Raw genomic sequence first — 11,905 nt, 5'->3', positions numbered from 1 at the left:
ATTATGCAGCTCAACATTACCGGACACCACATCGAAATCACCGAACCTTTGCGCGAGTTCGTGAACACCAAGTTCGCCAAACTCGAACAGTATTTTGACCGCATAAATCAGGTGTATGTCGTTCTTAGTGTGGAAAAAGTGCAGCAGATTGCGGAAGCGACGGTGCACGTGAATGGAGGCGAGTTGCACGCCACCTCGGAAGACGAGAATATGTATGCCGCAATTGATACCCTGATCGACAAACTGGCGCGTCAATTGAACAAACATAAAGACAAACTGAAACAACACTGACATTCTGGGCCGTTTCCGTCAGCGGGTACGGCTCAAACGTAGCCTCGGCCATCGGCGCGTTACCTGTATGGGTATCGCGCCGATAAGCCATCAAGGGTTAAACAAGGCGAAAAATCACCTCACAAGCCTCCTGCTTGCTGGTGTGGTTTTAAGTGAAGATGAGATGAACAACGAAACAATGCAATTAAGCTCGGTGTTAAACATCGAGTGCACCAGAAGCTCCGTCCATTGCACCAGCAAGAAACGGGCTTTGGAAATTATCAGCGAACTGGCCGCCAAGCAGCTCAACCTGTCACCACAGGTGGTGTTTGACGCGGTTCTCACCCGCGAGCGCATGGGCAGCACCGGTATCGGCAACGGTATCGCTATTCCCCACGGCAAACTGGAAGAGGACACACTGCGAGCCGTTGGCGTGTTTATCCGTCTCGACCAACCTATCGCCTTTGACGCCATTGATAACCAGCCGGTCGATCTGCTGTTCGCCTTACTGGTACCGGCTGACCAATGTAAAACCCATTTGCATACCCTGTCGCTGGTCGCCAAGCGCCTGGCCGACAAAACCGTATGCCGCCGCCTGCGGGCAGCGCAAAGTGACGAAGAGCTTTACCAGATCATCACCGAGTAACGCCCGGCTGGCGTGACTTCCAGCCCGGATAACGATACTGTTTAGCCACGACGGATCCCGGTTCAGATCGGGATCATAAAGTTTCTAGCGGTGGCGATAAACGCCACTGAGATGCCAGGGGGAGTTGCCACATGGTGCTGATGATTGTCAGCGGCCGTTCCGGTTCAGGGAAATCCGTCGCCTTGCGGGCGTTGGAAGACATGGGTTTTTACTGCGTTGATAACCTGCCCGTGGTACTGCTGCCGCAGCTTGCCAATACGCTGGCGGAACGCAATAGCTCCGCTGCGGTAAGCATCGACGTGCGTAACATGCCGGAATCGCCGGAAGTGTTTGAATATGCGATGACCCAGCTGCCGGACAGCTTTTCACCGCAGTTGCTGTTCCTCGACGCCGACCGTAATACGCTGATTCGCCGCTACAGTGATACTCGCCGTCTGCACCCGCTATCCAGCAAGAACCTGTCGCTGGAAAGCGCCATCGATGAAGAGAGCGACCTGCTTGAGCCACTGCGCTCCCGGGCCGATCTGATCATCGATACCTCGGAAATGTCGGTGCATGAGCTGGCCGAAATGCTGCGTACCCGCCTGTTGGGCAAACGCGAGCGCGAGCTGACCATGGTGTTCGAATCCTTCGGCTTTAAGCACGGCATCCCGATTGACGCCGACTACGTGTTCGACGTGCGTTTCCTGCCAAACCCGCACTGGGATCCGAAACTGCGTCCGATGACCGGCCTGGATAAGCCCGTCGCCTCGTTCCTCGATCGTCACACTGAAGTGCATAACTTTATCTACCAGACCCGAAGCTATCTGGAACAGTGGTTGCCGATGCTGGAAACCAACAACCGCAGCTATCTGACGGTCGCCATTGGCTGTACCGGCGGTAAACACCGTTCAGTCTACGTAGCGGAACAGTTGGCCGACTACTTCCGCTCACGCGGCAAAAACGTGCAGTCACGCCACCGCACGCTGGAAAAACGCAAACAATGACGGTCAAGCAAACGGTTGAAATCAAAAATAAACTGGGCATGCACGCGCGCCCGGCGATGAAGCTGTTTGAGCTGGTGCAAAGCTTTGATGCCGAGGTGATGTTGCGCAATGACAGCGGCACCGAGGCCGAAGCCAGCAGCGTGATTGCGCTGCTGATGCTGGACTCCGCACAGGGCCGTCATATCGAAGTGGAAGCCACCGGACCGGATGAAGCCAAGGCACTGGCCGCCGTGATCGAACTGATTAATTCTGGTTTTGACGAAGACTAACCGCCAGGGGCGCTGCATGCTGCGCCCTCTGACTTACACCCTATAGTTCCCCACTAGATCCGGCTTAAACAGTCCAGCGCCACCGCCTTGAAGCTGTCGAAATTATCACTGCCCAACAGGCGGCTCATCGAACGCTCGCGCACAAAGGTGACGAACAGCTCGTAAATCGCCATCGCCTCTTCGTAATCGCTCTTGCTGATCGCCAACAGGAAAATCACATGGGCAACCTCGCCCTCTCCCCAGGCCACGCCCTGCGGCGCCAGCAGCGTCACCACCACGGTTTTTTTCGCCAGCAACCCCAGTGAGTGCGGCAGTGCGATCCCTTCGCCCAGCAGGGTAGAGACAATCGCCTCGCGCTCCACCACCGACGGATAAAAATCATCGCCAACGTAGCCTTCCCGTTCAAGCTGGCTGCACACCTTCTTGAACAATTGCGCCTGAGTCAGCGGTTCGTTGACCAGCATAAAATGCTCGGCGTCGAAGAATTTCTCCAGCATATAGGGCTTGGTACGATCCACCAGCACCAGCTTGCCCAGTTGTTCGAGTTGATATTCGGTAGGGAACGGTGACATCACCACCACCGGCTTGTTCTTTTCGCTGACCCGCGCGTTGGAAATCACAAAGTCTTCGTCGATGTGGTTGAGCACCTCGTAATCACGCAGCGAAACGATGCGCGTCATCACCAATTGCGGGTATTTACGTGCAATCTGCGCCTGGATCATACGTACCGTCGAGTTACCGGTATCGCACACCAGCATCACCTGCGGATGCCGCTCATAACCGATGTTGTAATGCCGCTCCAGCCCAACGCCAATGTGCAGCACCAGATAGCCGATCTCATTTTCGCTCAGGGTATAAGGCGTGTATTTCCCCCAGCTGGAGACCGCGGCAAGCGTCACGTCATAGGCCATCGGGTAGTGCTGTTTAATGTTCGCCAACAGCGGGTTAGGGATATTAATCTGGTACTTCACCCGGGTGATCATGGTCTTGATATGGGTCAGCAGATCGGCGCGCAGCTGCTTGTCGCCCTGCAGGTTGTAGTTATAGTGCGCGTTGATGTACGAAAGGATGTAATCCACCAGCGCTTCTTCATCATCGGCATTGATCTCGGTCGGCTGTACTTCCTGCACCCGTCGCGCGGCAATATTCACCCGCAGATAAGCCTCCTCCGCCATCGACACCTCTTTGCCGCTGGCTTTGCGCAGCTCCCCCGCCAGCCAGGTCGATACCTTGCGCACCGCGTCATCGCCGTCCTCAACGTCAAAGTCCGGCAGCGGATAACCGTCGGTAATGCGCCGCAGCGCCACCGCACAGTAGAAAATCAGATATTGCTCGCCTTCGTCGGTCAGGCGGATGGCATATTGCGACAACAGTGGATGCAACAGCCCGGCAAAGTTCGCCACCTGCGGTTGCAGCAAGATCTCATTGTTGAGCAGCGGATTCTCGGTGTCGGCCAGGTGCAACTGGAATAACAGATCCGTCAGACAGGCGCGGATCGCCATCTCAGAACCAAACAGCTTCATGCCGTAGCGCGGTTTGGTTTCAATGGTCAACTGGTAGTGCGCCAGGCGCTCTCTCACCTCAGCCATGTCGTTTTGCAGCGTACCGCGGCTGACAAACCATTCATCGGCTAAATCTTCAAGCTTCAGAGAAAAGGCTGAGGTCAAAAAACGAATCAGCAGATAGTGCACCCGTTCCTGCGCACTGCGTGGCGTGGCGTGTTTCTTACGTTCCCGATGCTGCAGGGCGCTGAACAGCACGGCATCATCGATCTGCAGGCGATAGCCCGCCCCACGGCTATGCACAAAGTGGGCGCCGTATTTTTCCAGAATATCGTTCAACGCGGTGATATCGGCGCGCACGGTTCGGGTGGACACCGCGAAGCGCTTCGCCAGCTCATCCTGGGGCAAAGTCTCAGATTGCAGAGCATCAAACAGATAGGCCAAACGCGGGTAGGGAAATCGCACCATTCTCTTTCCGTCAATTAAGGTGCCCGCCTGGGGAATCAGGCGGGCAACGGGTTACTTCGCCACCGGCAAAAACACCATTTGCGAGGGACTGCCCACTGGCGTATAGCCTTCAACAAAGCTGAGTTTGCCGCTGGCCTTGTCCACGCTGAAGCGGGTGACGTTATCGCTGCGCTGGTTCATTGCATACAGATAATGTCCGTTCGGACTTAGCGTCAACGAGCGTGGATAATCGCCGCGCGTCCAGGTTTCCGCCACCGACTGCAGCTCACCGTCACTGCCGACGCTGAACTGCGCGATGCTGTTATGCAGCCGGTTGGCAACATACAGATTTTTGCCATCTTCGCTGAGAACCAGACCGGCAGCAAAGTTGGTGCCCTTATAGTCGGCGGGCAGCGAAGAGACCACATGTAACTGTTTCAGAGTACCTTTTTGGTTATCAAAACGGTAGCTGGTCAGCGTCGAGGCCTCTTCGTTTACCAGCAACACAGTTTTGCCGTCCGGATGGAATACAAAGTGACGCGGGCCGGCACCCGCGGAAGACGCAGCGATCCACGGTGGATCGTTCGGCGTCAGCTTGCCGCTGGTATCGTCAAAGCGCCACTGGTAGATCCGATCCAGCCCCAGATCGGTGGAGAATACAAACTTGCCGCTCGGATCGCTGGCGATCATATGCGCATGCGGCCCATTGTGATCGCTGATGGCGAAGCTGCCTTCCACCGCGCCTTCTGGCTTACCGGCACCTGCCGGCCCCTGCTGTTGCTGCACCGAACTGGCGTTACCCAGCTTGCCGTCGCTCTCGATCGGGAAGGCGGCCACGGTGCCGCTGACGTAGTTCGCTACCAGCAGATAACGGCCGTTTGGCGTAGGAGAAAGATATACCGGCCCCGCGCCTTGTGAATCGACCTGATTCAGCTGCGTCAGATTGCCATCGGATGGATTGATACGGTAAGCGATAATGCCGCCATGTTTAGTGCCGTTAAAATCTGCCACTTCGCTGGCGACATACAGTGTCTGGCCTTTGGCATCCACGGTGAGCTGCGCCGGATTGCCCTGTTTGCTGACCAGCGTTCTGGCGCTCAGCGCTCCGCTGGCCGGGTCAACCTGCACCCGGTAAACGCCTTCACCGTTGGGATTATAGGTACCGATATAAGCAAAATGAGATGACGTAGATTTCATTGCATCCTCAGCATGCAGCGCCGGGCTGGACATCGCCAGTAGCGCCAGGGTTAACGCGGTGCGTAGGGTTGGAGACTGCCAGTTTCGCATAGTTATCCTGATTATAGATAGCGGCGCGGTGTGCCCGCGCCTGTGGATACAGAGCCTGTCGCCTCCCTGCCTTACGTCATCCGATAATGCGTTTATCCCACCAGCTTTTTGGTGATTGCCAGCAGGGTTTTGACATCCTGTGGGCGGGTATTGCCTGTGGCTGAATCAATGATTGAGCTGTAGATATGCGGGATCACCCGTTTCACACCGGCGGCCAGTGCGATCTCGACGATCGGCTCGAAGTTTTCCAGATCGATGCCGCCGGTTGGCTCCAGCATAAAGTCATGCTCGGCGCAGGCCTGGGCCACATACTGGTATTCTTCTTTGCACGCCAGCCCGCCCATCGGGAAATACTTGATTGAGCTGCCGCCCATATCCTTTAACAGGGCGATGGCGGTTTCCACCGGCACAATGCCGTCTGGCGCAGCGGCGCTCAGCGGGCCCGTCGAGATCTTCACCCAGCCGACGCGGCCGGTAGGCGACACCAGACCGTTCACCACGCTGTCATTTTGGCCCAACAGCGCGCGGCTGGCGCCGACACCGGTAAACACCTGGTTCACGTGCTGTGGTTGCACCCGTTGGGAAATCAGGCTGACCATCGTCGATTGTTTCGGATCGCCCGCGCCCAATCCCACTGACAGCGCATTTTCAATCAGCCGTGCATAGCGCTGCATGTCAGCCACCGCACTGTCGACGTCCGGGTAGTTCTTGGAGAGAACGCCCACCAGCACATGTCCTTCTGCTGCCGAATAGATGTCCTGCGCATTGTCTTTCGAACCGGCCAATACGTTAAGGCACACGCGATCGCGATAGTAGTTAGGTTGCAGCTTCATGCTTGTTTCTCCGTAAACAGATTTTTAATACAGGTGAAGACGGTCATCAGCTGTTGTTGGTCAACGCTGCGCACGTCCACTTCAATCTTGCCTTCGTTGGCCTTATAGCCACGGAAGTAGATGGCGATCTCGCCGGTTTTCAACGCCTGCACAATGTCGTAGGTCGAACGCCCCAGCACCGCTTCGTCAAAGGTGATTTCCGCCCGCGCAATGTCGCGGCCGGCGCTGTCCCAGACGGTTTTGGCGCTGATGCCGGTCAGGGTGTTCAGACTGTCGATAAACGGCGTCATTCTTTCTACCATCTGCTGGCCGGTGGTTTTCTCCAGCGTCAGATAGCTTTCGATCGCCTGCGTCAGACCGAGAATGCCCTCTTTGCCGACCTTCATCGCCCGGCCGATACCGCCGGATTGCAGCTTCACCCATTCGACGTATGGCTTCTTGCCGATCACCAACCCGCTGGTTGGCCCTTCGATGGCTTTGGCGCCGCTGTAAACCACCAGGTCGGCCCCCATCTGGTAGTAGCACAGCAAATCTTCTTCCGCCGCGGCGTCGACGATCAATGGCAGGTTATGTTTGCGCGCCACCACCACCGCCTGTTCAACGGAAAGAATGCTTTTCTGCACGCAGTGGTGCGACTTGATGTAGAGAATAGCGGCGGTCTGCGGCGTAATGCAGGCTTCGAGCTGCTCGGCAGAACACTCGTTGGCGTAACCCGCTTCGACCACCTTGCCGCCACCCAGCGCAACCATGGTGTCGACCGGCGCGCCAAAGTTAACGTTATGGCCACGCGGCAGCACAATCTCACGCGGAACGGTGATCGGCGCGGAATGCAGATTCACCAGCAGGTTGGCGTTGTCTTTGACGATCAGGGCCGCCACCGACTGGGCGATGCCCGCCGAGGCGCAGGAAACGATCACCGCATCTTCGACGTTCAGCAAATTAGCGATATAGGCACCGGTCTTGTCGACCAGATCCTTGATTTCAAAATAGTGATTCAGGCCATAATCAACAGCGTCAATGACGTCCTGACGCGGCGTGGACACACCGAGCATGGTCATACGACCGGAAGTGTTAATGACCTGCTTTAAATTATATTTTTCATAAATCGAAGACATGAGCGGCTTTCCCTTCATCGGTTAATAGGATTTCCCCGGCCACTACGGCGGCCAGCGGAACCAGCAACTGTTGGCCGGTGGCCGATTGCCCTTCTGAGTCGGCAAACACCTGCGGCCCCTGGCGGAGATCAAACAGGGTGAAATCGGCGTCACAGCCCACGTCCAGCTGGCCCTTGTTGGCCAGGCGCAGCGCCGAGGCGGCGTTCTCCGTCACGCAGGCGATCACCTGCGGCAACGACAGCCCAACGCTGAAGAATTTGGACATCACCGTCGCCAGGCTGTGTACCGGCCCGGCCATGCGGTTGCGGCAATAAATATCGGAGCTGATGGTATGCGGCAAAATGCCCAGCGCAATCGCCTGCCGGGCCACCTCAAAGCTGAAACTGGCGGTACCGTGGCCGACGTCGAGCAACACACCACGCTGCAGCGCACGCTGGATAGACTCACGCAGCGTGCCCGCCGGGGTCAGAATGCGGTTCGGTTTGCCGTTGTAGCAGTGGGTGATAATGTCGCCACGGGTCAGCAGATCGGCGATCTCGTCCAGATCCGGCGGGTTATTGCCGATATGCACCATCAGTGGCAATAAATTGTTTTCCTGCTGGATCTCTTTGGCGAGTACCAGCGGCCGTGTGCCATTCTGGCCGACCACGCTGCTGCTCATACGCGCCTTGATACCGATAATAAAACCAGGGTGCTCGCCGATCGCCTGGCTGACTTTCTGCTTATCGATATCCGCCAGATCGGCCAGTTCGTTCTGCCGCAGCAGGCCAATACGTGAAATATTCAGGAAGGCGAAGACGTTGGTTTTGGCACTGCGTGTCAACGCATAAAACGCATCGATATCGTCGGTGCCGGTGCTACCGGCGTCGACCACCGTGGTGACTCCGCAGGCGGTGCCGACCAAATCCGGTTGGTCATGGTAAATCGGCGAAGAGGGATAACAATGCACGTGGGAATCGATCCAACCGGCGCTCAGATGGTGCTGACCCGCCAGATCCCAGTGCCGATGAGCACGAACGTCGTCAGCCAACTGCCCGACCTCGGCAATCTTGCCATCCTGCACCGCCAAATCGACCAACCGGCCATCCGCCAGTCTGGCGCGTCTGATCACTAAGTCATACATACTGCATTACTCCTTTTCAAGCAGGGGAGCGGCGAACCGCTCCCCGACAATCACAGTCGCATTTAAGCGATAGCTACCGGGAAAATAGCCCCTAACAGCATCGCCCCGAGGATCGCCCCGCCGGTGATTGGCTTATTCCAGATATAGAACAGCAGTGCGCCGAGCAGTGAACCAATGCCAATAGGGATCGAGGCGGTCATCGCAGACAGGATGATCAACGGCCCCAGGAAGCGGCCGGAGGAGTTACCGGCACCCATCATCACGTCAGCCCCGTAGGTGGAGTTGCTCTGATTGATGGTGAATTTACGCGCCAGAATGATCAGGTAGCCAATCGCCAGACCAATCACCAGGCCCGTTATCAGCGAGGCAGCAAAGTTGGCGACCGGGAAGATAATCCCCGCCCCCAGCAGCAGTGCCGGCACCCCCAACCCTACACCGGTCTGGATCGCACCGCCGATGTCCAGGATCCCCACCAACGAGCCTTCGATGATGCGCGCAAACAGGAAGCTGGCACCGAAGGCCGCCACAGCGCCATAAACGCCGGTATCCATTCCGGCCCGCAGCATGGAAACGAAGGCCACTTCGTTAAAGGCACCGATGCCGTACAGGTAGTACATGTGCGTCCCGGCGAACACGCCGGAAGAGAGCAGGCCAACAAAAATAGGGAATGACCAGTCGGCATACCAGAAGCCTTTTTGGGTTTGTTCTTCCATCATCCAGCTCCTTATTTACCGCTCAGGGTATTGTGAATGGCATCCAGCCAGCCCGGCACGCCGAGGCTGAAGGACTCGAGGACTTTCATGTCGAAGCCGCGGAAGAAACCGCTCAGCACGAACAACAGCACGATCACCGCCATCATGATCTTGGTGATTTTGTTCCAGCCGCTCTCTTCCACGCCTTTACCGATCAGGATACCCAGCACCAGACCCGGTACGGCGTTGCCCATGATCAACTGCGCCAGACCGCCGAAGATGGTGCCCCAGAAACCGGAGCGACGCCCGGCGTCGATCGCCGCCAGCCAGAAGATCACCGGCATCACGGTGTTCACCAGCAGGTTAGCGGCCGGTACCAACACTTTAATCGCCGTGACCTGCAGCGCAGCAGGCACTGCGGAGGCGGTGGTATTGAGGAAGGCCACTACCAGCATGCCGATAATGCCGCAGGCGATAGCCATTTTTTTCGGATCGTGCAGCGTTTGCGCCAGGTTGCGGTTTTTGACCATCAACGCCGCCGCCCCCCAATGTGGGATGATGCGGTGGTCAACGTCCTGCGTGAAGGCCCCCGCCGCCACGGAAGACGCCCAGGCGTTGAAGAAGAAGCCCAGACCGAATGAGAAGTGGGAAGCCGGATCACCCTCGCAGGAGTTCAACTCACCCAGGGTGCGGAAAGCGCCCATGCCTTGTGTGGTCGGGGCATGGAACATACGTGCGGCGCCGGCCCCTACGCCAACCCCCACCAGTCCGCCTATAATAAGCGACTTAAATAAGATGATTAAAAACATCAGTATACCCTTTGATTTATGCTAACGTTTTTATTTCGCGACGAAGACAACTTTTTCTGTATTGATGATTGTCACGTTCACGGTTATTTCCAGAGCAACGGAATAGTTCTTTCTTTCGCGCGGCAGGAAGAAGAACAGAAATTTTTCTTTTGTTATTTTCTCTTCCGCTTTTAATACGCTGACATCCTGCGGTTCAATACGCAGCAGAATATTACTGGTGGATTTTAATACCGCGCCCTGCACATTGGCCAAGGCGGAAGCAAAAGCTTTCGCTTTGCTGTCGCCCTTACCCTCCACCTTTACCGACGTTGTATATTGTTCTTTCATTACGGGTTGCCGTGTTTTTTAACGTAGGCTTCAACCAGCCTCTGGCCCAGTTCTTCTTTATCCATAAAACCGAAACCCAACACGGTGCAGCCTTCGTTAATTGCCGTCACGCCTTCATCAATCGAGCGCATGCCGTATTTGGCTTTGTAGCCGTATTTGGTCTGAGCGGTAATCGCACCAGCACCGCCGCTGCCGCAGAAAGAAATACCCAACTGCGCGCCTTCCGCTTTCATCACGTCGCCGAGCTTCATGTCTGCCGCTACGCCAGGGATCACAATGGCTTTTCCACCTGCGTTTTCAATGCCCTGACCCACTTTCTGACCTTTACCCAAACGATCGCCAATCACTACGGTAATCTGACCCATGGTATTTCTCCTGATTAAATTAATTCGTTAGCTGCTATTGGTTATTATCTTTTGCCACTTCAAAATGCACGGAAAGCAAATAAGCTTCTTCTATCGGCAGAGTACTAAAGGGATCCACGACCCTTTCCGCCATTTTCATTGATTCCTCTGAGATTTCATCAAACAACGATTTATCCACCTCAGGCAAAGGCTCACCGGTTATTGAGCGTAGTACCATGGCACGAATATGCGATTCCAGCATCTGTTGCTGTACGGCATTGGTATAAATGCCTTCTGCGCTCAGCATCGCGGTAATATCAGCCAGCACCTGCTCGGTTATCGCCCCGGCCTGACTGATATCGGGTTGCCCACTATTTTCTCTCGCAGCAGATCCATCATTCACTTTTCAGTACCCCTAGATCCAAACATGATTCTGTCAATCGCATAGCGCATCACCTGAATAACCCGCCTTCTCTGATGCCTTTACCCTAACCCCGGGAAGATTTTCTGTGTAGCGTGTTTTTTTCCAGTTGGAAGTGGAAATTCAGTGACCGTCAGGGATCCATTTCGCAAAATAGGCATTTACCAGATAATTCAATTAAATTACAAAAAGATAACACCACAAACTGTTTCCAGTTCGCGCGACGGTGGTGAAAAGCTTCGTGATCGGGATCTCTTTCTTTTCCCCGCTTAACCGCCTACTATCGGTAAGACAATTCGACATCAACAACACCCCCGCTCCTCTGGCGCGGGGGTGTTGCTTTTGTGCTGTTTTTCCGAATTTATGGGCGCGTAACCTGACGCCCTTTGATTTGACTGGAGAGTGGAATGACCAAACCAACCATTACTATTAATGAGCTGGATGCGGAGCGCCTGGATGCGCTATTGGCACAACCGGCCTATGCCAACACCGATGTCGCCGCCGCGCTGAACATCGAGCTGGATCGCGCCGAAATCCTGCCACCGTCCCAGATCCCAGCCAGCGTGGTGACCATGAACAGCCGCGTGCGTTTCCGCGACCTGCATACGGCAGAAGAACATGTGCGTACGCTGGTTTACCCGGCTTCGCTGAAAGATAGCCACGAACAGCTTTCGGTGATGGCACCGCTGGGCGCAGCGCTGCTGGGCATGCATATAGGTAACCAGATTACCTGGCAGTTGCCGAACGGCGAAGAAGCGCGTATCGAAGTGCTGGAACTGTTGTACCAGCCGGAAGCGGCGGGTGAATACCACCGCTAAGCGGTTATCAGGGCGG

15 protein-coding genes are annotated in these 11,905 nt (G+C 55.8%); 5 read left to right on the top strand and 10 right to left on the bottom strand.

Going from position 1 to position 11,905, the window contains the following annotated elements:
• Positions 1-3 precede the first annotated feature (3 nt).
• The 4 genes from hpf to npr all read left to right on the top strand — a co-directional run bounded on the left by hpf (position 4) and on the right by npr (position 2,171).
• Complete coding sequence (hpf, locus tag OC597_RS09850; RefSeq protein WP_004948547.1) at positions 4-291, top strand: ribosome hibernation promoting factor; 288 nt, start codon at positions 4-6, stop codon at positions 289-291.
• Between the two features lie 163 nt (positions 292-454).
• Positions 455-916, top strand: coding sequence for a PTS IIA-like nitrogen regulatory protein PtsN (ptsN, locus tag OC597_RS09845; RefSeq protein WP_099062098.1), 462 nt, complete (start codon positions 455-457; stop codon positions 914-916).
• 131 nt (positions 917-1,047) lie between these two features.
• The gene (gene rapZ, locus OC597_RS09840) at positions 1,048-1,902 is read left to right on the top strand and encodes an RNase adapter RapZ (protein WP_012147065.1); all 855 of its coding nucleotides are present in this window, start codon (positions 1,048-1,050) and stop codon (positions 1,900-1,902) included.
• Entirely contained in the window at positions 1,899-2,171 is a 273-nt protein-coding gene (gene npr / locus OC597_RS09835; RefSeq protein WP_012147066.1) for a PTS phosphocarrier protein NPr, read from the top strand. Before rapZ ends, npr begins: the two co-directional genes overlap by 4 nt.
• Before the next feature lie 53 nt (positions 2,172-2,224).
• Here npr and OC597_RS09830 read toward each other — a convergent pair whose 3' ends face one another.
• The 10 genes from OC597_RS09830 to OC597_RS09785 all read right to left on the bottom strand — a co-directional run bounded on the left by OC597_RS09830 (position 2,225) and on the right by OC597_RS09785 (position 11,053).
• Complete coding sequence (locus OC597_RS09830) at positions 2,225-4,141, bottom strand: BglG family transcription antiterminator (protein WP_261257806.1); 1,917 nt, start codon at positions 4,139-4,141, stop codon at positions 2,225-2,227.
• 51 nt (positions 4,142-4,192) lie between these two features.
• Entirely contained in the window at positions 4,193-5,407 is a 1,215-nt protein-coding gene (locus OC597_RS09825) for a lactonase family protein (protein ID WP_261257809.1), read from the bottom strand.
• A gap of 92 nt (positions 5,408-5,499) precedes the next feature.
• Entirely contained in the window at positions 5,500-6,240 is a 741-nt protein-coding gene (gene dagF, locus OC597_RS09820; protein ID WP_085119674.1) for a 2-dehydro-3-deoxy-phosphogluconate aldolase, read from the bottom strand.
• Positions 6,237-7,355, bottom strand: coding sequence for a DgaE family pyridoxal phosphate-dependent ammonia lyase (locus OC597_RS09815; RefSeq protein ID WP_261257811.1), 1,119 nt, complete (start codon positions 7,353-7,355; stop codon positions 6,237-6,239). Before OC597_RS09815 ends, dagF begins: the two co-directional genes overlap by 4 nt.
• Positions 7,339-8,478: an amidohydrolase/deacetylase family metallohydrolase gene (locus OC597_RS09810; protein ID WP_261285368.1), complete on the bottom strand. Its 1,140-nt coding sequence runs from the start codon at positions 8,476-8,478 to the stop codon at positions 7,339-7,341. Before OC597_RS09810 ends, OC597_RS09815 begins: the two co-directional genes overlap by 17 nt.
• 62 nt (positions 8,479-8,540) lie before the next feature.
• Positions 8,541-9,191, bottom strand: coding sequence for a DUF4310 family protein (locus tag OC597_RS09805; RefSeq protein WP_037416299.1), 651 nt, complete (start codon positions 9,189-9,191; stop codon positions 8,541-8,543).
• An 11-nt stretch (positions 9,192-9,202) separates the two neighbouring features.
• Positions 9,203-9,979, bottom strand: a complete 777-nt coding sequence (locus OC597_RS09800; RefSeq protein ID WP_012147073.1) for a DUF4311 domain-containing protein — start codon at positions 9,977-9,979, stop codon at positions 9,203-9,205.
• Positions 9,980-10,009: 30 nt separating this feature from the next.
• Entirely contained in the window at positions 10,010-10,306 is a 297-nt protein-coding gene (locus OC597_RS09795; RefSeq protein ID WP_261285369.1) for a DUF4312 family protein, read from the bottom strand.
• Positions 10,306-10,671 carry a glycine-rich SFCGS family protein gene (locus tag OC597_RS09790; protein ID WP_012147075.1) on the bottom strand — a complete coding sequence of 122 codons (366 nt, stop codon included), beginning with the start codon at positions 10,669-10,671 and terminating at the stop codon, positions 10,306-10,308. Before OC597_RS09790 ends, OC597_RS09795 begins: the two co-directional genes overlap by 1 nt.
• A 34-nt stretch (positions 10,672-10,705) precedes the next feature.
• On the bottom strand, positions 10,706-11,053 hold the full coding sequence (locus OC597_RS09785) for a glycine dehydrogenase (protein ID WP_085119678.1): 348 nt from the start codon (positions 11,051-11,053) through the stop codon (positions 10,706-10,708).
• Between the two features lie 425 nt (positions 11,054-11,478).
• Here OC597_RS09785 and rnk point away from each other — a divergent pair, with 425 nt between their 5' ends.
• Positions 11,479-11,889, top strand: coding sequence for a nucleoside diphosphate kinase regulator (gene rnk / locus OC597_RS09780; protein ID WP_261257825.1), 411 nt, complete (start codon positions 11,479-11,481; stop codon positions 11,887-11,889).
• The last annotated feature ends 16 nt before the right edge of the window (positions 11,890-11,905 follow it).

Origin of the sequence: Serratia proteamaculans (assembly GCF_946227095.1) — a bacterium.
Taxonomy (GTDB): domain Bacteria; phylum Pseudomonadota; class Gammaproteobacteria; order Enterobacterales; family Enterobacteriaceae; genus Serratia; species Serratia proteamaculans_E.
Note: the sequence above shows the minus strand (reverse complement) of the source record. Positions and strands in the feature narration are given on the sequence as shown.

Bases quoted from the DNA above. Each gene is read 5' to 3' on its own strand.
- hpf (WP_004948547.1), top strand. From the start codon at position 4: ATGCAGCTCAACATTACCGGACACCACATCGAAATCACCGAACCTTTG.
- ptsN (WP_099062098.1), top strand. From the start codon at position 455: ATGAACAACGAAACAATGCAATTAAGCTCGGTGTTAAACATCGAGTGC.
- rapZ (WP_012147065.1), top strand. From the start codon at position 1,048: ATGGTGCTGATGATTGTCAGCGGCCGTTCCGGTTCAGGGAAATCCGTC.
- npr (WP_012147066.1), top strand. From the start codon at position 1,899: ATGACGGTCAAGCAAACGGTTGAAATCAAAAATAAACTGGGCATGCAC.
- OC597_RS09830 (WP_261257806.1), bottom strand. From the start codon at position 4,141: ATGGTGCGATTTCCCTACCCGCGTTTGGCCTATCTGTTTGATGCTCTG.
- OC597_RS09825 (WP_261257809.1), bottom strand. From the start codon at position 5,407: ATGCGAAACTGGCAGTCTCCAACCCTACGCACCGCGTTAACCCTGGCG.
- dagF (WP_085119674.1), bottom strand. From the start codon at position 6,240: ATGAAGCTGCAACCTAACTACTATCGCGATCGCGTGTGCCTTAACGTA.
- OC597_RS09815 (WP_261257811.1), bottom strand. From the start codon at position 7,355: ATGTCTTCGATTTATGAAAAATATAATTTAAAGCAGGTCATTAACACT.
- OC597_RS09810 (WP_261285368.1), bottom strand. From the start codon at position 8,478: ATGTATGACTTAGTGATCAGACGCGCCAGACTGGCGGATGGCCGGTTG.
- OC597_RS09805 (WP_037416299.1), bottom strand. From the start codon at position 9,191: ATGGAAGAACAAACCCAAAAAGGCTTCTGGTATGCCGACTGGTCATTC.
- OC597_RS09800 (WP_012147073.1), bottom strand. From the start codon at position 9,979: ATGTTTTTAATCATCTTATTTAAGTCGCTTATTATAGGCGGACTGGTG.
- OC597_RS09795 (WP_261285369.1), bottom strand. From the start codon at position 10,306: ATGAAAGAACAATATACAACGTCGGTAAAGGTGGAGGGTAAGGGCGAC.
- OC597_RS09790 (WP_012147075.1), bottom strand. From the start codon at position 10,671: ATGGGTCAGATTACCGTAGTGATTGGCGATCGTTTGGGTAAAGGTCAG.
- rnk (WP_261257825.1), top strand. From the start codon at position 11,479: ATGACCAAACCAACCATTACTATTAATGAGCTGGATGCGGAGCGCCTG.